The organism is Halococcus qingdaonensis, assembly GCF_024508235.1.
GTDB lineage: Archaea > Halobacteriota > Halobacteria > Halobacteriales > Halococcaceae > Halococcus > Halococcus qingdaonensis.
This window is the reverse complement of the sequence record NZ_CP101943.1, coordinates 523,557-542,975: the sequence shown is the minus strand read 5'-3', so window position 1 is coordinate 542,975 and position 19,419 is coordinate 523,557. Positions and strand designations below refer to the sequence as shown.

22 protein-coding genes and 1 tRNA gene are annotated in these 19,419 nt (G+C 66.2%); 11 read left to right on the top strand and 12 right to left on the bottom strand.

Going from position 1 to position 19,419, the window contains the following annotated elements:
- Position 1: 1 nt before the first annotated feature.
- Positions 2-517, bottom strand: coding sequence for a 30S ribosomal protein S13 (locus tag NO363_RS02875; protein ID WP_256686759.1), 516 nt, complete (start codon positions 515-517; stop codon positions 2-4).
- Between the two features lie 16 nt (positions 518-533).
- A tRNA-Ser gene (locus tag NO363_RS02870) sits at positions 534-618 on the bottom strand.
- A 157-nt stretch (positions 619-775) separates the two neighbouring features.
- Between NO363_RS02870 and NO363_RS02865 the strand changes: the two genes are divergently transcribed.
- The gene (locus tag NO363_RS02865) at positions 776-1,795 is read left to right on the top strand and encodes an Mrp/NBP35 family ATP-binding protein (protein ID WP_256686758.1); all 1,020 of its coding nucleotides are present in this window, start codon (positions 776-778) and stop codon (positions 1,793-1,795) included.
- Here the strand turns inward: NO363_RS02865 and NO363_RS02860 are convergent, their stop codons facing one another.
- Positions 1,796-2,239 (bottom strand): DUF7960 family protein, encoded by a 444-nt coding sequence (locus tag NO363_RS02860; protein WP_256686756.1) that lies wholly within the window; start codon positions 2,237-2,239, stop codon positions 1,796-1,798. It abuts the gene before it with no gap.
- A gap of 85 nt (positions 2,240-2,324) precedes the next feature.
- Between NO363_RS02860 and NO363_RS02855 the strand changes: the two genes are divergently transcribed.
- Together NO363_RS02855 and NO363_RS02850 are read left to right on the top strand one after the other, a co-directional pair.
- Positions 2,325-3,350, top strand: a complete 1,026-nt coding sequence (locus tag NO363_RS02855; protein ID WP_256686754.1) for a tyrosine--tRNA ligase — start codon at positions 2,325-2,327, stop codon at positions 3,348-3,350.
- Positions 3,351-3,500: 150 nt separating this feature from the next.
- The gene (locus NO363_RS02850) at positions 3,501-3,809 is read left to right on the top strand and encodes a transcription initiation factor IIB family protein (protein ID WP_007742319.1); all 309 of its coding nucleotides are present in this window, start codon (positions 3,501-3,503) and stop codon (positions 3,807-3,809) included.
- Here NO363_RS02850 and NO363_RS02845 read toward each other — a convergent pair whose 3' ends face one another.
- The 6 genes from NO363_RS02845 to NO363_RS02820 form a co-directional block, all read right to left on the bottom strand.
- Positions 3,810-4,298, bottom strand: a complete 489-nt coding sequence (locus NO363_RS02845) for a phosphopantetheine adenylyltransferase (RefSeq protein WP_256686752.1) — start codon at positions 4,296-4,298, stop codon at positions 3,810-3,812.
- A gap of 40 nt (positions 4,299-4,338) precedes the next feature.
- Positions 4,339-4,794: a helix-turn-helix domain-containing protein gene (locus NO363_RS02840; protein WP_256686750.1), complete on the bottom strand. Its 456-nt coding sequence runs from the start codon at positions 4,792-4,794 to the stop codon at positions 4,339-4,341.
- A gap of 36 nt (positions 4,795-4,830) precedes the next feature.
- The gene (locus NO363_RS02835; protein WP_256686749.1) at positions 4,831-5,940 is read right to left on the bottom strand and encodes a glutamate--cysteine ligase; all 1,110 of its coding nucleotides are present in this window, start codon (positions 5,938-5,940) and stop codon (positions 4,831-4,833) included.
- A gap of 284 nt (positions 5,941-6,224) precedes the next feature.
- Positions 6,225-6,992 carry a VOC family protein gene (locus NO363_RS02830; RefSeq protein WP_256686747.1) on the bottom strand — a complete coding sequence of 256 codons (768 nt, stop codon included), beginning with the start codon at positions 6,990-6,992 and terminating at the stop codon, positions 6,225-6,227.
- A 31-nt stretch (positions 6,993-7,023) separates the two neighbouring features.
- On the bottom strand, positions 7,024-7,461 hold the full coding sequence (locus NO363_RS02825; RefSeq protein WP_256686746.1) for a TIGR04206 family protein: 438 nt from the start codon (positions 7,459-7,461) through the stop codon (positions 7,024-7,026).
- Positions 7,461-8,570, bottom strand: a complete 1,110-nt coding sequence (locus NO363_RS02820; RefSeq protein WP_256686745.1) for an OBG GTPase family GTP-binding protein — start codon at positions 8,568-8,570, stop codon at positions 7,461-7,463. The genes NO363_RS02825 and NO363_RS02820 overlap by 1 nt, the downstream gene beginning before the upstream one ends.
- A gap of 291 nt (positions 8,571-8,861) precedes the next feature.
- Here NO363_RS02820 and NO363_RS02815 point away from each other — a divergent pair, with 291 nt between their 5' ends.
- The 6 genes from NO363_RS02815 (at position 8,862) to NO363_RS02790 (ending at position 13,173) form a co-directional block, all read left to right on the top strand.
- A complete protein-coding gene (locus tag NO363_RS02815; RefSeq protein WP_256686744.1) occupies positions 8,862-9,341 on the top strand; it encodes a 50S ribosomal protein L11 in 480 nt (159 codons plus the stop codon).
- Positions 9,342-9,427: 86 nt separating this feature from the next.
- Positions 9,428-9,691, top strand: a complete 264-nt coding sequence (locus NO363_RS02810; protein WP_256686742.1) for an amphi-Trp domain-containing protein — start codon at positions 9,428-9,430, stop codon at positions 9,689-9,691.
- Between the two features lie 109 nt (positions 9,692-9,800).
- On the top strand, positions 9,801-10,439 hold the full coding sequence (locus tag NO363_RS02805; RefSeq protein ID WP_007742308.1) for a 50S ribosomal protein L1: 639 nt from the start codon (positions 9,801-9,803) through the stop codon (positions 10,437-10,439).
- Positions 10,439-11,479 carry a 50S ribosomal protein L10 gene (locus tag NO363_RS02800; protein ID WP_256686737.1) on the top strand — a complete coding sequence of 347 codons (1,041 nt, stop codon included), beginning with the start codon at positions 10,439-10,441 and terminating at the stop codon, positions 11,477-11,479. Before NO363_RS02805 ends, NO363_RS02800 begins: the two co-directional genes overlap by 1 nt.
- Before the next feature lie 20 nt (positions 11,480-11,499).
- Complete coding sequence (gene rpl12p, locus NO363_RS02795) at positions 11,500-11,838, top strand: 50S ribosomal protein P1 (RefSeq protein ID WP_256686736.1); 339 nt, start codon at positions 11,500-11,502, stop codon at positions 11,836-11,838.
- A gap of 93 nt (positions 11,839-11,931) precedes the next feature.
- Positions 11,932-13,173 carry a tripartite tricarboxylate transporter permease gene (locus tag NO363_RS02790; RefSeq protein WP_256686735.1) on the top strand — a complete coding sequence of 414 codons (1,242 nt, stop codon included), beginning with the start codon at positions 11,932-11,934 and terminating at the stop codon, positions 13,171-13,173.
- Between the two features lie 215 nt (positions 13,174-13,388).
- Here NO363_RS02790 and NO363_RS02785 read toward each other — a convergent pair whose 3' ends face one another.
- From NO363_RS02785 to gdhB, 3 genes are all read right to left on the bottom strand, one after another.
- Positions 13,389-14,642 carry a Glu/Leu/Phe/Val family dehydrogenase gene (locus NO363_RS02785; RefSeq protein WP_256686734.1) on the bottom strand — a complete coding sequence of 418 codons (1,254 nt, stop codon included), beginning with the start codon at positions 14,640-14,642 and terminating at the stop codon, positions 13,389-13,391.
- A gap of 67 nt (positions 14,643-14,709) precedes the next feature.
- Positions 14,710-15,546 carry an HpcH/HpaI aldolase/citrate lyase family protein gene (locus tag NO363_RS02780; protein WP_256686732.1) on the bottom strand — a complete coding sequence of 279 codons (837 nt, stop codon included), beginning with the start codon at positions 15,544-15,546 and terminating at the stop codon, positions 14,710-14,712.
- Positions 15,547-15,576: 30 nt separating this feature from the next.
- A complete protein-coding gene (gene gdhB, locus NO363_RS02775; protein WP_256686731.1) occupies positions 15,577-16,857 on the bottom strand; it encodes a glutamate dehydrogenase GdhB in 1,281 nt (426 codons plus the stop codon).
- Between the two features lie 163 nt (positions 16,858-17,020).
- Between gdhB and NO363_RS02770 the strand changes: the two genes are divergently transcribed.
- Both NO363_RS02770 and NO363_RS02765 read left to right on the top strand, forming a co-directional pair.
- A complete protein-coding gene (locus NO363_RS02770; protein ID WP_256686730.1) occupies positions 17,021-17,473 on the top strand; it encodes a MaoC family dehydratase in 453 nt (150 codons plus the stop codon).
- A gap of 131 nt (positions 17,474-17,604) precedes the next feature.
- Positions 17,605-19,368 carry a beta strand repeat-containing protein gene (locus tag NO363_RS02765; protein ID WP_256686728.1) on the top strand — a complete coding sequence of 588 codons (1,764 nt, stop codon included), beginning with the start codon at positions 17,605-17,607 and terminating at the stop codon, positions 19,366-19,368.
- Positions 19,369-19,419 lie beyond the last annotated feature (51 nt).

Below are 19,419 nucleotides of genomic sequence, written 5' to 3'. Positions count from 1 at the left end.
TCTACTCGCCCTCCGCCTCCTCTTCCATCTCTTCTTGAAGCGCTTCGACGTTCACGCCGATGGTACCCTCCGAGCGGCCGGTGGATTTGGTGCGCTGACCGCGGACCTTCTGGCCGCGCTCGTGACGCACACCTTTGTAAGAGCTGATCATCTGCATGCGGTTGATGTCCTGCTGACGCGTCAGCGAGAGGTCGTTGCCGACCTCGTGGCTCGACTCGCCCGTGAAGTAGTCGTTCGGGCGGTTGGTGAGCCACGCCGGCACGTCCGATGCGAACCCTTCGACGTGCTCGACGATCGATTCGACATCGTCGTCGTCGAGACGACCGAGGGTCGCCGTGCGGTCGATCTCTGCCTGTTCGGCGATGATGCGAGCGGTGCGCCGGCCGACGCCGTTCATGCCGGTTAGCGCGCGCTCGACGCTTTTCGTCCCGTCGAGGTCGGTTTGGCCGATGCGGACGAAGTAGCGGATGTCCTCCTCTTCGTCCTCGGCCTGTGTGTCTGGGTCTTCTGCACTCATGGTGGGGTGATTCGAGCGTCGTGGCGGGGATTCGAACCCCGGAGGCTGTGCGCCACAGAGTTAGCAACCCTGCGCCTTGGGCCAGACTTGGCTACCACGACCCGTTCGTAGTTTCGCCCTCCCGGACTCGGGGGCGATCCCCCTACAGTACGTCGTATGCACTCTATCCCGACGCGGGTATTTAAGAACAACGGACCGCCCCCAGGTCGGCTCTCGACGGGTCCCAATCCTTATCGCTCGCGCAGGGCAGGATTCAGCATGAACGAATCCGACGTGCGCTCGCTGCTTCGCGAGGTCGAGGATCCCGATCTCGGCACGGATATCGTCTCGGGAAACCTCGTCAACGACGTCCGTATCGAGGACGACATCGCTCACATCTCGCTCGCGCTCGGCGCGCCCTACTCGCCCACCGAGAGCGCCATCGCCGCCCGCGTGCGCAAGGTACTCGATGCGGAGGGGATCGAGAGCGAACTCACCGCAGATATCGAACGCGAGGAGGAGGTGCTGCCGGGCGTGAAGAACGTCATCGCCGTCGCCAGCGGGAAGGGCGGTGTCGGCAAATCCACCGTCGCCGTGAACCTCGCTGCCGGCCTCTCCCAACTCGGCGCGCGCGTCGGCTTGTTCGACGCCGACATCTACGGCCCGAACGTCCCGCGAATGGTCGGCTCGGACGAACGCCCGAAGGCCACCGCCGAGGAGCAGCTCATCCCGCCCGAAAAGTACGGGATGAAGCTGATGAGTATGGACTTCCTCGTGGGCGAAGACGATCCCGTCATCTGGCGCGGCCCGATGGTTCACAAGGTTCTCACCCAGCTGTTCGAGGACGTCGAATGGGGCGCGCTCGACTACATGGTCGTCGACCTCCCGCCCGGCACTGGCGACACGCAGCTCACCCTCCTCCAGAGCGTGCCCATCGCCGGTGCCGTCATCGTCACCACGCCTCAGGAGGTCGCCGTCGACGACGCCAGGAAAGGATTGGAGATGTTCGGCAAGCACGAAACTCCGGTCCTCGGAATCGTCGAGAACATGAGCGGGTTCGTCTGCCCGGACTGCGGCAGCGAACACGACCTCTTCGGACGGGGTGGTGGTCGCGAGTTCGCCGCCGACGTCGACATGCCGTTTTTGGGCGAGATCCCGCTCGATCCGCGCGTGCGCGAAGGCGAGGATGGCGCACCGCTCGTCCTCGGCGATGGCGACACTGCCGACGCACTCCGTGAATTCACCGAGAACACGGCGAACAACGTCGGCATCGTCCACCGCAACCGGCGGCGCGAGTAGTCAAACCGCCGCGACGCCCAGCTCCTCGAAGCTCCAGAGCCGAATCTTCGCCTCCACGAGATCGCGCTGCTCGCTCAGTTCGTCCTCGTCGAACTCCCGGATGACCCGCCGGCTTTCTCGCTGCATGCGCGCTTCGAGATCGGTCTGGTCGGGTTCGTCGCGTACGTCGTTGAGCAGCGCCTCGAAATCCTCGCGGATGTCGAGGGAGGCACGGGCCGCGTTGCAGCGCGAGAGCGGGTTGAGACCCATGTCGAGCACCAGCTCGCGGACGAGCCCCCAGTCGCTCGCGCAGAAGTGGATCGACACCTCGCCGACGATATCGCGCCAGGCGATCGGGCCCGAGTTCTTCAGCAGTTGGACGGCTCGCGGGGGCAGATCGAGGCGCGTGGTGGTGTCGGGATCGCCACAGAGACAGCAGGGTTGCTCGGTCTTGCCGGTGTACACGCTATCGGTAGGGGTTCCGGCGGAATGGGTCTTTCACCGTCGGACGAAGGGAATCGCTTAACAGCGCGCACAGGACACGACAGGTATGAACGACAGCGAGCGCCGACGGCTCGTGACGCGCAACACCGCCGAGGTCGTCACCGACGAGGAGCTCGACGATCTCCTCGAGAACGATCCGACGATCTACGTCGGCTACGCGCCGACCGGCGAGATGCATATCGGCCACTTCACGACGATCCGCAAGCTCGCGGACTTCCTCCGGGCGGACCTCGACGTCACAGTGTTGATCGCCGATCTCCACGCCCACCTCGACGACGAGAAGAGCCCCTTCGAGCTGCTCGACGAGCGCACGGCCTACTACCGCGAGGCGATCGAGGGGATGGTCGCGGCGGCCGGTGCCGATCCCAAGGAAATCGAGTTCGTCGAGGGCCGCGAGTTCGAACTCGATGCCGAGTACTCGCTCGAACTGCTCAGAATGGCCGCCGACACCACCATCTCACGAGTACAGCGTGCCGGCAGCGAGGTCGTCCGCCAGTCCGAGAACCCCAAACTGGGCGGTCTCATCTACCCGCTGATGCAGACCCTCGACATCGACGCGCTCGATGCCGACATCGCCTACGGGGGGATCGACCAGCGCGGCATCTACATGCTCAGCCGTGAGCTGTTCGCCGACCGGGGCGATGAACCCCCGGTCTGTGTGTTCGCGCCGCTGCTGGCGGGACTTTCGGGCGGGAAGATGAGCGCCTCCGACGCGACCTCGAAAGTCAATCTCACCGACGACGCCAACACCGTGGCCGAGAAACTCCAGGGCGCGTACTGCCCACAGGGCGAGGTCGAGGACAACGGCGTGCTCGAATACATGGACTACCTCGTCTTCCCGATTCTGGACGAACGCGGCGAGTCGTTCGAGATCGAGCGGCCCGACGAGTACGGTGGCGATCTCACCTACGAGAGCTACGATGAGCTCGAAGCCGACTTTGTGAGCGGCGAGCTCCACCCACAGGACCTGAAAAACGCCGCCGCAGGATACGTCTCGTCGGTCATCGATCCCGTTCGCGCGCGGATCGATGCCGACCGGCTGGCGACAGCCTACCCCGAGAAGTACGAGTAGCGACCGACTCTTCTCCACCCTCTCCTCTCCCCTACTTTCTACCCTCCTCCCTCACAACTGATTGGGACGAATCCGAGCATGGCTGGCCGTTCCGATCTGCCGAACGACGGCCCGCGGACCATTTATCCCCTGTAGACCCTATCCTCGGCCATGTACCGGGCGCGCGACGAACTCGCGAACGAGGAGTGGCTCGCCGAACTCGATACGGCAGCCGACGAGCTCTCGCTCGACGACAGGGCCCGCGAGCGCGCCGCCGACCTGTTCCTCTCGACGGTGCCCGAACGCGAGCGGTCGAAACGGGCGGTGCTGGCGGCGAGCCTCTATGCCGGCGCGCTCATCGCCGGCGACCGGCGTTCCCAGTCGACCGTCGCCGAGGCTGTCGGCGTCGCGCGGCTCACGGTCCAGAAACGCTGGCGGGACGTCCTCGACGAAGCAGGGCTCGATCCGCCGGAGTGGTGATCAGTTCGGGTGCGGGCGACCCTCGCGCTCGGGCGTGAGGCTGCCGTGTTCGTCGATCTCCCCGTTGACGATGCGCGTGCTGGAGACGATGCCGCCGTCCTCGGCAGTAAGATGATCGACGACCTCGATGTCGAGGGGGTCGAGATCGCGCTCGCGGCGGCGCTCGTTCACGCGCTTGCCGCCGGTTTCGGTCTCGGGCGAGACGACGAGTACGTCGAACCCCTCCTCGACGGCGATGCCGGTCGGCTCGCTGAGACGACGGATCTCGTACGAACGGTCGTGTTCGTCGGCGAGGGCGGACAACTCGTTGGCGAGATCCGCCCGTCGCTGCTCGAACGGACGAACGTGGCGCTCCTCGTGGCGTGTTTCCTGCGCCAGTTCGTCGCTCGTCAGCCCCACCGTGACGTCGCCACGCTCGAAGGCATGCTCGAACAGCCGTCGATGGCCGTCGTGTATCGGGTCGAACGTGCCGCCGAGCGCGACCTGCATACCCGTCACAGACTCGCCCGTGGCTTAGGGATGTCGCTCCTTACCGCTCGTTGTCATCGGCCGCTTCGACGGGGATCGTCACCGGTTCGGAGCGTCTCCCCCCGTTTCGGCGCTCGCGGCGACGCGGCGCGAACAGCCCTTCGAGTTCGTCGCGGAACCGATCGATCGCGGCGTCGATCAGTTCGTCGGGTCGTGCGGCCGTGTACGTCGATTCGTCGCCGTCGTGGCGCTCGACGACCTGCTCGTCGTCGAACTCGTCGAGAACACGCCGGACGGCGGCCGGATACAACCCCGTGCCGGTGGCGATCTCCTCGACGGTCGACTCCGGCTGTCGTCGGAGATAGACGTACACTCGCGTGCGCGTGTCGGTGTCGAGCGCCCGCGAGAGCAGATCGACGAGCCCCTCGTCCATCCGGTCGTCGACGACGTCCGCTCGCTGGCGGTCGAGTTCGGCGCGGACGTCGTCGGGTTCGATCTCGTCGGCATCGTCGTCCATGTCCGAACGGAGTCGATCGCCGGGCAAAAGCCTTCCTCACAGCACGAGCGACCGACAGAGCGCGTCGAGGCCCTCCTCGCGGAGGAGCCGGCGCTGTCTGGCTGCGCCGCTCTCGGCGGCCGCGACCGCGCCGATGCCGTCGATCCCGAGGCGATCACACTCGCGCTCGACGAGCGTGTCGAGGGCGATCGTCCCCGTTCCTTCGCGATCGACGAACGACGCGTCGTGACCGTGCCGGAGCGCACGCCACTTGTTCTCGTCGAGGAACTCCCGGCGAAGTCCGTCCGACGATCCGTGGCCGTTAGATCGGTAGGCCGCCCAGGGTTCCCGCTGGTCGTTGTACCGTTCGGCGAGATCCATCACGAGCGCGTGGACGTACTCGACGAACGCGAAGACGATCTCGGGGTCGGCCTGGCCGTCGGGCGCGCGCACCTCGACGGTGCCGTGGCCGGTGTGGGGTCGCACATCGTACCAGAGCGCGCCGCGGTCGTCGATGGAGCCCAACTCGACCATCCGCCGCTCGAAGCGCTGGAACGCCGCGAAGCTCTCGAAGGGCGTCGGCATCCCCGTATTCGGCAATCCCTCGAATATTTTTGCGCGCGCGGAGGCGAGTTCGGTATCGAACCCGTTCCAGAACGGTGAGTTCGCCGACAGCGCCAGGATCACGGGGAGATACCAGCGCAGCTCGTTCGCGATCCACGTCGCCTTCTCCGCGTCGTCGACACCGACGTGGACGTGGATCCCCGCCGTCGTGTTGCGGAACTGTGGATAGCGGATTCGATCGAGCTGAGCGCGATAGCGCGGTTTCTCGGCATGTTCGAGCTCGCGCCACTGGGCTGCGGGATGGAGACCAGCTGCCGCGATGGAATAGCCGTGGGTGGCGGCGTGCTCGACGAGCGCCTCACGGACCGCGACGAACTGCTCGCGCGCATCCGCGAGATCCTCACAGATGGGCGTCTGCGTCTCGATGATGAACTTGAACAGCTCGTGGGCCAGCCTGTCGTCGAGGATCGCCGGCGGCTCCATCTCGTAGACGAGTTCGTCGGTGCCCGCCGTGGGCCGCCCCGCATCGTCGACGATGTAGAACTCCTCCTCGACACCCAGCGTTCCCATCCGCGTGAAGTTGTCGGCCGAACCCACGTCCATTGCGCCACAGCTACCCGCTCGGGCGATTAAAAGCCCACCTTTTGCTGCGGTCGGTCGCGCGCGAGGCGCGCTCCCTCCCTGGCAAAATCTGGACCAAAAACCTCCTCCCTCCCTACGGTCGGTCGTCGGCCCGCTCGCTCACTGCGTTCGCTCGCGGTACAATCACTCACCACCCGCTCCGCAAACCGTCCCGAACCGCAAACCGCACAGCACCGCCGAAGCCCTCACTCGCTCACTCCGTTCGCTCGTTCGCCCTTCATCCTCCAGGACCGCACCCGCTGCCGCTACCGCGTCACGATCTCGATCTCGTGGCCGTCGGTGTCCTTCGTGAAGGCGTACTGGTGGTCGCAGGATTCGGGATCGCGGTAATCCGCCGCGCCGCGGGTCATGAGCGTGTCCCAGGCATCGTCGAGATCGTCGGCGCGCACCGCGACGTGGCCCCATGCATCGCCCAGTTCGTAGGAGCGGTCGTCGTAGTTGTAGGTGAGTTCGACACTCATCGCCTCCTCGGGCGCGTCGGTTGGCTCGACGAAGTAGTTCGCGAAGGAATCGGCCTCCCAGCGGCCCTCGGGGCGTTCGTCGTACTCGAACTTCCGGGTCCAGAAACCGATCTGCTCGTCGGCGTCGGTGACGCGCATCATCGTGTGGTCGATGCTCCATTTCGCCCCGTGGTCGCGCTGGACGATCTCGATCTCGTGGCCGTCGGGATCCTCGACGAACGCGTAGCGCCCGCCACAGGATTCGGGATCGCGATAGTCCTCGACGCCCTCGTCCATCAGCTCGTCGTAGGCCGCTTCGAGTTCGCCTTCGGGGACTCTGACCGCGATGTGGCCCCACGCATCACCGAGCTCGTAGGAGCGCCCGTCGTGGTTGTAGGTGAGCTCGAGGAGCGCAGCGTCCTCGTGGGCGTCTGCTGGCCCCATGAAGACGTTCGTGAACGTGTCGGCCTCCATCCGACCCTTCTCCTCGTAGTCGAGATGCTCGGCGTACCAGTCGATCGATTCGTCGAGATCCGCGACCCGCATCATCGTGTGATCGAGCAGTGCGTCCATGCGCCGCCGTACCCGTCGCGCGGGCAAAAGACTACGGGACCGTCCGCCGCAGCGCGGGCCAGTAACACCACCACGCGAGCGCGAGCGCCAGAACCGGCCCGAGCGGGATCGCCAGCCGGCCGGTCCGCAGGAAGCCGACGGCGAGACCCAGATGGCTCACGCCGGCGAGGACGAGCAGCCCACCCGTCACGCGCCGATCCTCGCGACCGAGAACGCCACCGACGGCGCTGACCAGCGCGCCGAGGTAGAGCAACACGCTCGTCGGCCACGCGCGCAGAAATCCGGGTAGCGCGGCGAACCCGCCGGCGAATCGGAGGTAGTCGGTGAGCGGCGTGAGATGCAGCGGCGTCGTGTTCGCGAGCCCGAACGGGAAGACGAACGTGAGCACCGCCCCGGTGACGATCGTCCACGGGACGAGCCCGAGCACGATCACGGCGAGTAGTCGTCGCCGGGCGGAGACGCGAGCCATCAGCGGCGCGCGACGATACGGAGGACGTCCTCGTCGCGGAGCTGGTGATCCGTCCCGACCTGCTGGTCGTCGTGTTTCGCACTCGGACCGGAGACGCGCGCGAAGCGGAACCGATCTTCCAGTTCGCCACCGAGTTTCTCGCAGGCGTCGCCGACGGTCTGGCCGGCTTCCAGGATCAGCGGCTCCTCGTAGTCCGTCCCGCGACCGGGCTTGTCCATGTAGATGCGGATGAGTCCCAGCGCCTCCCAGATCCGATCGGTGAGCGCGTCGAGACCTCTCCCTTCCGCGGCGCTGATGAAGATTGCCTCCTCCGGATCGATATCCTGCTCGCGGAGCTCCTCGTTCACGGTATCGAGATAGTCGCGCTCGATGAGGTCGGCCTTGTTCACGGTGACCAGCGAGGGGAGATACACCCGATTGTCGAGGATCCCATCGAGCAGCCCGTCGAGATCGACGGGTTCGGTGATGGCGACGTCGGCGTTGACGTAGCCGCGCTCGCGGAGCACCTCACGAACGGTGTCGTCGGCGAGATCGACCTCCGGGGCGGTCGTGACGTCGATACCACCCTTGCCCTTCGGCGTGATGCGAACCCTCGGGGGCCGGCTGTCGAGACGGATCTTGTTCTCGTAGAGTTCGCGCGCGAGCGGTTCGTACCGATCGATCTCGAACACCGAGAGCACGAACACGACGAGATCGGCGGTCCGGATCACCGAGAGCACTTCCTGGCCGCCACCGCGACCGCCCGCCGCGCCCTCGATCAGCCCGGGCACGTCGAGCAGCTGGATGTTGGCTCCCTTGTGTTTGAGCATGCCGGGGTTCACGTCGAGCGTCGTGAACTCGTAGGAGCCGACCTCGCTTTCGGCGTTCGTGAGCGCGTTCAACAGCGTGGATTTGCCCGCGCTCGGCATGCCAACGAGTGCCACCGTCGCGTCACCGGTCTGTTCGACCGAGTAGCCCTGGCCACCGCCGGCGGAGGACTGGTTTTCGAGCTTCTCCTTTTTCTCGGCGAGTTTCGACTTCAGCCGCCCGATGTGGGCCTCCGTGGACTTGTTGTACGGCGTCTCCGCTATCTCGTCGCGGAGGTCCTCGATCTCGTCTTCCAGCCCCATCGCCCGGAGATGAGGCGTGGGCGTCGAAAAGTCCTTCACATCCGCTCGCCGATACTGTCGGTCGGCGCTCGGGACGTGGGCTCCCGTGACAACCGAGAGACGACGAAACGCTCGCACGACGACGAGTGGTAGCTATACTGTCTGACGGAAGCACGTGGAGCTCGGATCGGGAAAATTCACTGCAACGAGCGATAGTTCGCCTCACGGTTTCCGATCAGTTCCGTCCGACAGTATACTTCCGACCGACAGTAGAAAAGCAATCCTTAACCTCGCGGCGACGATTCTCCGGATATGGCTGGAACCATCGAAGTGCTCGTTCCTGGCGGGGAGGCCGATCCGGGGCCGCCGCTCGGCCCGGAGCTCGGCCCGACGCCGGTGAACGTCCAGGAGGTCGTGAGCGACATCAACGACGAAACCGAAGCGTTCGACGGGATGGAAGTCCCCGTCACCGTCGACTACGACGACGACGGTGCCTTCTCGATCTCCGTCGGTGTACCGCCGACCGCGGCGCTCGTCAAGGACACGGCGGGCTTCGAGACGGGCAGCGGCGAACCCCAGAAGGACTTCGTCGCCGACATCTCGGTCGAGGAGGTCAAACAGGTCGCCGAGCAGAAAGGGCCCGACCTGCTGGCCTACGGCACCAAAAGCGCCGCCAAGGAAGTCGCCGGCACCTGCGTCTCGCTCGGCGTGACCATCGACGGTGAGGACGCACGCACCTTCGACGACCGCGTCGATGACGGTCAGTACGACGACGTGCTCGCGGAAGCGTAACTGCACGAACGACCGTCTCGTTCCGATATCACAGATCCGAACCGTACCGGTAGGTTTAGGCATCGTTGTAGAGTAGCCTCGTGGGCATGTCCGACGAGTACGAAACCGAACGCGAGCTGAGCCGTGAGGCGGTCGCCGATATCTTCGAGAGTTTCGCCGAAGAGCTGCGCGGCGAGGGTGAGCTCACGCTCGCCGTCGGCGGTGAGCACGTCCGTATCGACCCGACCGACCCCTGCGAGTTCGAGGTCGAAGTCGAAGAAGAGTCCCCGCGATTCGGCGCGGCCGAGCGAACCGTCGAGTTCGAACTGGAGTGGACACGACAGGACGACGAACCCGACCTCGTCGAGTAGTCGGTTCGCTTCGACGAGTTTAAACGGACACGGCGGTGGTTTTACGACGAGACAGGCGTCGCCTGTTTCACGCCGTAGCAGCCGTGAAGGCGTACTACGGAGGTGGAAAATGGCAGATCAGGACATAGAAGAGGCCGTGACACGCGCACTCGACGAGGCCCCACCGCGGAACTTCGGTGAGACGGTGGACCTCGCCGTCAACCTGCGCGATCTCGACCTCGACGATCCATCGAACCGCGTCGACGAGAGCATCGTTCTTCCGGAAGGCACTGGCCAGGAGACCCGCATCGTCGTCTTCGCCGAGGGCGAGACCGCCCTCCGCGCCGAGGAGGTCGCCGACGACGTCCTCGACGGTGACGAGCTCGAAGAGCTCGGGGATGACGACGACGAGGCCAAAGACCTCGCCGGCGAGACGAACTTCTTCATCGCCGAGGCCGACATGATGCAGGATATCGGTCGGTATCTCGGGACGGTGCTGGGCCCGCGTGGGAAGATGCCCACGCCGCTCCAGCCCGACGACGACGTCGTCGAGACGATCAATCGGATGAAGAACACCGTGCAGCTCAGAAGCCGCGACCGGCGGACGTTCCACACGCGAGTGGGCGCGGCCGACATGAGCGCCGACGAGATCGCCGACAACATCGACGTCATCGTCCGGCGACTCGAAGCCAACCTCGAGAAGGGTCCCCTCAACATCGACACGATGTACGTGAAAACCACGATGGGGCCGTCCGTGGAGGTGGCCTGATGTCCGCCGAGGGCGACCACCAGACCGAGACGGTTCCCGACTGGAAGCGCGAGGAGGTCGCCGATCTCGCCGAGCTCATCGAGACGTACGAGAGCGTCGGCATCGTCTCCATCGCGGGGATTCCGAGCCGACAGCTTCAGGCGATGCGCCGCGATCTCCACGGTTCGGCCGAGCTCCGCGTCGCACGCAACACGCTACTGGTGCGCGCGCTCGACGACGCCGACGATGGCGTCGAGGAGCTGACCGACGAGGTCGACGGACAGGTCGGACTCATCGGTGCCGACGCCAACCCGTTCGGTCTCTACCGCGAGCTCGAAGCCTCGAAGACCCCGGCACCGATCAACGCCGGCGAGGTCGCACCCAACCCGATCGAGATCCCCGAGGGCGACACCGGGATCGACCCGGGGCCGTTCGTCGGCGAACTCCAGCAGGTCGGCGCGGCCGCGCGGATCATGGACGGTTCGATCCAGGTCACCGAGGACTCCACAGTATTGGAAGAGGGCGAGGAGGTCTCCCCGACCCTCGCGAACGTGCTCGGCGAGCTCGAGATCGAGCCCAAGGAAGTGGGTCTCGATCTCAGAAGCGTCTACGCCGACGGCATCCTGTTCGAACCCGACGAGCTGGCCATCGACATCGACGAGTACCGGGCGGACGTCGAGGCGGCCGCTGCCGCCGGGCGGAACCTCTCGGTCAACGCAGCCTATCCGACCGCAGAGACCGCCGGGACGCTGCTCGGCAAGGGCAGCACCGAGGCAAAGAGCCTCGGCCTAGAGGCAGCGATCGCCAGCCCATCCCTCGCCGACGATCTCGTGAGCCGCGCGGACGCACAGATGCGTGCGCTCGCGGCCAACATCGATGACGAGGAGGCCCTGCCCGAGGAGCTCCGCGGTGTCACGGCCCCTGCCGAGACGGGCGACGACGAATCGAGCGACGATCAATCGGCCGACACCGAGTCCGAACCCGACACTGACGCCGACGACGAAGACGATGATGACGACGGCGGCGACGCAGGCGAGGGTCTCGGCGAAATGTTCGGCTGAAAAACACTACTGATACAACAATGGAATACGTTTACGCAGCACTCATCCTGAACGAGACGGACGAAGAGATCAACGAAGAGAACGTCACGGACATCCTCGAAGCGGCCGGTGCGGACGTCGAGGAGTCGCGTGTGAAGGCGCTCGTGGCCGCCCTCGAGGACGTCGACATCGAGGATGCCGTCGAGCAGGCCGCCGCAGTGCCCGCGGGCGGCGCTGGCGGTGCCGGTGGCGCAGCGGCCGGCGGCGAGGCCGACACCGACGAGGCCGAAGAGGAAGCCGACGAGGCCGAAGAGGAGGAAGCGGATGACGACGAAGACGACGACGCTGGCGGCGAGGGCCTCGGCGAGCTGTTCGGCTAAATAGACCCCTCCCGACCCACTCACTTCTCGATTTATTCGTCGTGGATAGCGGTGCGAGCGTTTACGTCGGATGGCGCGACCACTCCGTAGCGGATGGTATCGCTGACCGAGAGCGTGGTGTTCGCCCCCGAATCCGCACTCCCAGCGCTCGGGTTCGTCGCCGGCGGGATCGCGCTCGGGACGGTAAGCGGTCTCGTGCCCGGGCTGCACGCGAACAACTTCGCGCTGCTGTTGGCGGCGGCCGCGCCGCAGGTTCCGGGACCCGCGCTGTTCGTCGGGGCGGCGATGTTGGCTGCCGGCGTCACGCACACGTTTCTCGACGTAGTGCCGACGCTCGCGCTCGGTGTGCCGGATGCGGCGATGGCCGCGTCGGCGCTGCCGGGTCATCGGCTCGTGATCGCGGGGCGAGGGCGCGAGGCGTTGCGGCTGTCGGCGCTCGGAAGCGCGCTCGCGGTCGTTCTCGCCGTTCCGCTCGCACTGCCAATGACGGAGCTGATGGTGGCCGTGTATCCGATGGTGCGGGCGCGGCTGCCGCTCGTACTGGCCGGGATCGTGCTCTTTCTGATCGTCACCGAGCGATCGAATCCGGCGCGCGTCGGTGGGCTGCTTTCGTTTCTCCTGGGTGCCGGGCTGGGCTGGCTGACGCTCGACATCGAGCCGAGCGCGCCGCTTGCGAGCGGTGGGGTGTTGATGCCGCTGTTCGCTGGGTTGTTCGGCGCGCCGGTGTTGATCGAGGCGATCGACGGGGCCGGGGTGCCAGAGCAGGCCGATACGGCGGTGACGACGCCCCGGCGAACGATCGGGCTGACGGCGTTCGTCGGGACGGTGTCGGGTGCGATCGTGGGCTATCTCCCGGGTGTGTCGGCGGCCGTCGCGGCGACGGTGACGCTGCCCGCGGTGCCGAACGACGACGGCGCGCGTGGCTTTCTGGTGGCGACGAGCGGCGTCAACACCAGCAACACGATTTTCGCTCTGTTCGCGCTCGTCGCGCTCGGATCGCCCCGTACGGGAGTGCTGGTCGCGCTCGATTCGACCGGTGTGCCGCTCGATCTCCCGCTCTTGCTGGCGGGAGTCGGCCTCGCCGCTGGGGTCGGCTTCGTGTTCGTGCCGGTCATCGGCGATCGGTATCTGCGGACAGTCGGTCGGGTCGATTACACGTATCTGTCGGTGGGCGTGCTCTGCTTGCTGGTCGTGCTCGCGTACCTCTTTTCGGGGTTCATCGGCATCGGCGCGTTCTGTGCGAGCGCGCTGATCGGGCTGGTACCCGCGATGGTCGGCGCGCGCCGCGTGCACCTGATGGGTGTGCTGATGGGGCCGCTGATGCTGGGGATCTGAGCGGTGCTGTCGGCGGTTTGCGGTGCGGAGGTTGTGCGGTGCGGTTGCGGGAGGAGTGCCACGCGGCTGCGATGGACCACCCATCGCAGCCGCACGGGGAGGGACGGGGGCTTGAGCGCGGGCCGGGCCACGCGCCCGGCGCGCGCAATGCGGTGCTGTGCGGTCCTGGTGGACATTGAAAGGGCGAGCGAGCGCGCCAGCGCGAGCGAGGGCTTTCAGGGGAAACGCCCGTTCTTCTCGGCGGCGTCAAGCACGCGCTGGATGGCGATGACGTAGGCGGCGGTGCGCAGACTGGGAAGATCGCGCTCCTCGTAGGTGTCGATGAGCGCCGCGAAGGCATCCTCGATGACGGCTTCGAGCTCGTCGTTGACGCGCTCTTCGGTCCAGTGGAAACGCTGGCGGTTCTGCACCCATTCGAAGTAAGAAACGGTGACGCCGCCAGCGTTGGCGAGGATGTCGGGGAGAACGTAGACGTCGCGGTCGGCGAGCACGTCATCGGCGGCGGGCGTGAGCGGGCCGTTGGCAGCCTCGATGACGATGTCGGCGGCGAGCTCCTCGGCGGTCTCTTCGTCGATGGCGTTTTCGAGCGCTGCCGGAATGAGGAGATCGACGTCAAGCGTCAGCAGTTCCTCGTTGGTGAGTTCCTTGGTACTCGGGTAGTCGGCGACGCAGCCGGTTTCGGTTTTGTGATCACTGACCGCGTCGGCGTCGAGCCCGTTCGGGTCGTAGATCGCGCCGCTGGAGTCGGAGACCGAGACGATGTTCGCGCCGCGGTCTTCGAGCAGGCTGGCGGCGATCGCGCCGGCGTTGCCGTAGCCCTGGACGGCGACTGACGCGCCGTCCATCTCGATGTCGAGGTAGTCGAAGGCTTCGCGGGCGGTGAGCATCACCGAGCGGCCCGTCGCCTCGACGCGGCCCTCGCTGCCGCCGGCGTCGAGCGATTTGCCGGTGACGACGCCGGGAGCGGTGACGTCTTCGAGCTGTTCGTAGGTGTCCTTGAACCAGTTCATCTCGCGCTGGCCGGTGTTGACGTCAGGGGCGGGGATATCGCGATCCGGGCCGACCAGCGGGCGGAGCTCAGTGGCGAACGCCCGGGTGACGCTTTCGAGCTCCGCCTCGGAGTAGTCGTGTGGGTCGATGACGATGCCGCCCTTGCCGCCGCCGAAGGGGACGTCGACGAGCGCACACTTGTAGGCCATCCAACCTGATAGTGCCTTCACCTCGTCGCGTGAGACGTTCGGATGGTAGCGGATCCCGCCCTTGTACGGGCCGCGATCGCCGTTGAACTGCGAGCGAAAGGCGGTCAGCGTCGTGAGTGAGCCGTCGTCGCGTTCGACCGAGAGAATGGTTTCGAGCATGCGCTCGGGCTGTTTGAGCCGTTCGAGCTCGCCGTCAGAGAGATCGAGAAAGCCCGCAGCCTCGTCGAGCTGCGTCCGGAAGCTCTCGAAGGGGTTGACTGTCTCTGTCATACATCCGCCTTGCAGAGATAGCTGTTAAGAGCGTCGCATTCCCCCGGAGTTGTCGGTCCAACTATCGTTATGGATCGTCGGTGCGAGCGCGGTCGAGGACGCGCTCGGCCTGGGCGATCAGCGGCGCGTCGATCATCTCGCCATCGACGCGGAAGACGCCCCGGTCCTCGGCGTCGGCGTCCGCTTTCGCGTCGAGGACGCGCTCGGCCCACGCGATGCGGCCGTCGGCCGGCGTATAGGCGTCGTTGATGACCGTGACCTGCGCGGGATGGATGGCGAGCTTGCCGTCGTAGCCGAGGTCGAGCGCGAACTCGGCGTCCTCGCGGAGGCGCTCGGTCGCGTCGATGTCGGTCACGAGCGTATCGATGGCGTCGATGCCGGCCGCGCTCGCCGCGAGCACGGTCCGTTCGCGCGCGTAGAGCACTTCCGTTCCCGCGTCGGTGCGCCGGGCACCGAGATCGGCGGCGAGATCCTCGGCCCCGAAACAGACCGCCGTCGTGGCCGCGGCCGCGGCGATGGCGTCGGCGGCGAGCACGCCGGCAGCGGTCTCGATCAGCGCGAACACGGGGTAGGCAGCGTCGTGTGCAGCTATCGCGTCGGCGAGCGCCGCGACGTCCTCGCCACGCTCGACTTTCGGAAGCATCAGCGCGTCGAGGCGTGGGTCGCCGTCGAGAAGGACATCGAGATCAGTGTCGTATTCCGGCGTAACGCGAACGCAGACTTCACAGTCGGGATCGAACTCACTCGTGAGCAGGTCGGCGAGCGCGTCGCGTGCCTCCTCCTTTCGGGCAGGCGCGACCGCGTCTTCGAGATCGAAGACGACGACATCGGCACCGCTGTCGGGGGCCTTTCTGCACATTTCCGGGCGATCGGCCGGCGTGAAGAGGACGCTTCGTCTGGCCATGCTGAACGGAGACGGGCGCGTGGTTTGAATCTACGGCCAGAGACCGCGGACCTCGTGAGCCGCGGCGACGCGCCGGAGACCGACGATGTAGGCTGCCTCGCGCCACGTCACGTCGTCGTGAGCCGTGTACGCCCCGCGGACGTCGTTCCACGCCGTCAACATCTCGCTTTCCAGCTCCTCGTTGACCTCTTCGAGCGTCCACGCGCGGCGGTTGATGTCCTGAAGCCACTCGAAGTAGGAGACCGTGACGCCGCCGGCGTTGGCGAGGATATCCGGAATGAGAGGGATCCCGCGCTCGGCGAAGATCTCGTCGGCGCGCGTCGTCGTCGGGCCGTTCGCCCCCTCGACGATGAGGTCAGCCTGGACGTCGTCGGCGTTGTCGACGGTGAGAACGTTGCCGAGGGCGGCAGGAATCACGACGTCGACGTCGAGTTCGAGCAGTTCGTCGTTCGCGAGGCTCTCGGGCGCATCGTAGCCCGAGACCATCCCCGGCTGTTCCTCGTGAGAGATGACGTCGTGCGTGTCGAACCCGTCCGGATCGCGGATGGCCCCGTTGACGTCGGCGAGCGCGACGACGTTCGCGCCGAACTCGTCGAGCAGGCGGGCGGCGTTCGCGCCGACGCTCCCGAAGCCCTGAATCGCGACCGTCGCCTCCTCGATATCGTGGCCGTAGTGGTCGATGGCCTCGCGGGCGATCACGGCGACGCTCCGGCCGGGAGCCTCCTCACGGCCGTAGCTCCCGCCGATCACGGGTGGTTTGCCGGTGACGACGCCGGGATGGCTCTCGCCCTCCTGCATCGAGTAAGAGTCCATGAACCACGCCATCGTCTGGGCGTTGGTGCCCATGTCGGGGGCCGGAATGTCTCTCATGGGACCAACGACGTCGCGGAGTTCCTCGGCGAGGCGGCGCGTGAGCCGTTCGTTTTCCCGCTCGCTCAGCGTCTTCGGGTTGGCGACGACGCCGCCCTTGCCGCCGCCGAAGGGGATGTCCATCACCGCGCACTTCCAGGTCATCCACATCGAGAGCCCGACGCACTCCTCGGCGGTCACGTCGGGGTGGTAGCGCAGTCCACCCTTGAACGGTCCGCGTGCGCTGTCGTGGTGGGCACGATAGCCCGTGAAGATCCGTGTCTCACCGCTGTCCATCTCGATCGGTACGGAGACCTGATGGACGGATTTCGGGTGTTTGAGTCGCTCGACGATGCCGGGATCGACGTCGATGTGTGACGCCGCACGGTCGAGCTGGTGGCGGGCGGTCTCGGCGGCGGTTTCGGGCGGGTCCTCGGACTCGGTTGGAGCTGTCGTCGTCATGATGGAATGGGTGTTCGCCGCCGGCCGTTCGGATCGATGCCGGCGACCGTGCCGTAGCCGTTGGACGCCCGGCCCTATAGATATTGGTATAACTGCATCGGCAGCGCCATCATTTGCGGGCGGCGACCGATGGCTTTTGCCCCCGGCGCGCGAGCGTCCGTCCATGACGGGGCGCTACTACGAGGAGTTCATCGAGGGCGAAACGATCGAGCACGACAAGCGGCGGACGGTGACGGAGGGCGACAACCAGCGGTTCTGTGACATGACAATGAATCAACAGCCACTCCACCTCGACAGCGAGTTCGCCGCCCAGACGGAGTTCGGCGAGCGGCTCGTCAACGGGCTGTACACGCTCTCGCTAGCCGTAGGACTGACGATCCCCGACACCTCCGACGGCACCATCGTCGCCAACCTCTCGTACGACGACGTCGAGCATCCACGACCGGTCTTTCACGGCGACACGATTCACGCGCGTTCGACGGTCGTCGAGAAGCGTGAGACCAGCGACGGCGAGCGCGGGGTCGTCACGATGCACGTCGAGGCGTTCAATCAGGACGACGAGCCTGTCTGCACGTTCGATCGGACCGTGCTCTCGCTGAAACGCCCGACCGAATGAGTTCGGAATCGGCACCACCGAAAAGAATATAGTACGGTGGTGTATCATACCCATCGACGTGAACGGAGCGACGGCGGGCGATTCGATGACCGAAATCACCGGCCGTCCTCGCCGACCATACAAACGAAATCATGACACAGGACAAGCCATATCGAAGCGTGGCTCTCGTCGCGCTGGTGGTGCTCGCCGCAGTCGTCGGCGGCATCGCCACCGCGGGGACGGTCGCCGCCCAGGACGGCGACAACGCCACCAACGACAGCGCGAGTGAGGAGGAGTTCTACAACCCATCCGACGGTGAACCGCTGAACGTCCGCTTCAGGGACGGCGCGGCGAACACCGTCGAGTCGATCGCCGAGGGCGTGCTCAATCTCAACATCGTCTACGGGCTGTTCGACGGTCCCTACGATGTCGAGATCAGCGCGCCCGGTCTCAGCGACGAGCAGATCGAGGAGGCGACCTTCGACGAGTCGGGATACGACACGCAGGACCTCGACCGAACGGATATCGTCGGGATGGATATCACCGGTCTGCCGGCCGGCAACTACGAGTTTACCGTGAGTGTCGCCGATGGTGAGGCCGAGCAGACGGTGCCCCTCGAAGTCACCGGCGACGACGGCGCAGTGGCGAACGAATCGGCCGACGGGGCGAACGAAACGACCGAGACGGCAAACGAGTCGGCCGATGGAGCGAACGCGTCGGCAAACGAAACGACGACTAACGCGACGAACGAGACGACCGCGAACGCGTCGGCGAACGAAACGGCGAACGCAACGACGGCCAATGCGACGGGCGAGACCGAGATCGGCACCGCGACGGCGGCCGGGACTGACGCCAACACCACGATCACGGCCGTCCCGAGCGCGCCGAACACCAGCGCCAACCACACGGTCTCGACGGTCGTCGGCGCGGATGCGGCGGGCAATCTGAGCGAGCTCACGATCGACTATGGCGAGAGCAACGCCTCGATCGGTCTCGTCGGCGGCAGCATCACTACTGCCACGCTCGGCGGCCAAAGCGTCGTCAACAACACGACCGCACCGACGATCGGTGCTCAGGGACAGAACCTTACCATCGGCTTCGACGGCACGGTCGACGCGAGCGAGGGCGACCGGCTGAACGTCACCTTCGGCGGCGTCACGAACCCGCCCGAGGCCGGTGACTACACGGTCGGCGTCGCGGTCAACAACGGGAGCAGCCAGAACACGACGCTCACCATCGGCGAGAACGCGACGGCTGGCGCGGCGACCGAGACCGAGATGGGGAGCGGATCGGCGGCCGCAACGAACGGCAACGCCTCGATCACGGCCGACCCCTCGGCAGCGGGCAACGAGAGCACCAACCATACGGCGTCGATCGTCGCCGGACCGAACGCGACGGGCAATCTGAGCGAGCTCACGATCGACTACGGCGAGAGTAACGCCTCGATCGGCCTCGTCGGCGGCAGCATCTCGACCGCCACGCTCGGCGGTCAGAGCATCGTCAACAACACGACCGCGCCGACGATCGGTGCCCAGGGTCAGAACCTCACCATCGGCTTCGACGGCACGATCTCCGTCAGCGAGGGCGACCGACTCAACATGACCTACGGCGGCGTCACGAACCCGCCCGAGGCGGGCAACTACACGGTCTCGATGACGCTCAACAACGGCAGCGTCCGGAACGCGACGCTCGAAATCACCGAATCGACTGCGTCCGCCACGACCGCCGGCGGCGGAGCCGACACCGCAGCGACCGACGGCGGAGCCACGACGGCGACCGGCGACGAGACCGCAGCCGGCACCGCTGATGAAACGGGCGGCGGACAGGCGACCGAGGCAGGCGGTCCGGGCTTCGGCATCGCCGTCGCGATCGTCGCGCTGCTCGGTGCGGCGCTGCTCGCAACGCGACGCAGCTGATCGACGACTTTTCGACGAACACTTTTCTCGACGAAAACGGATCGGAGACGG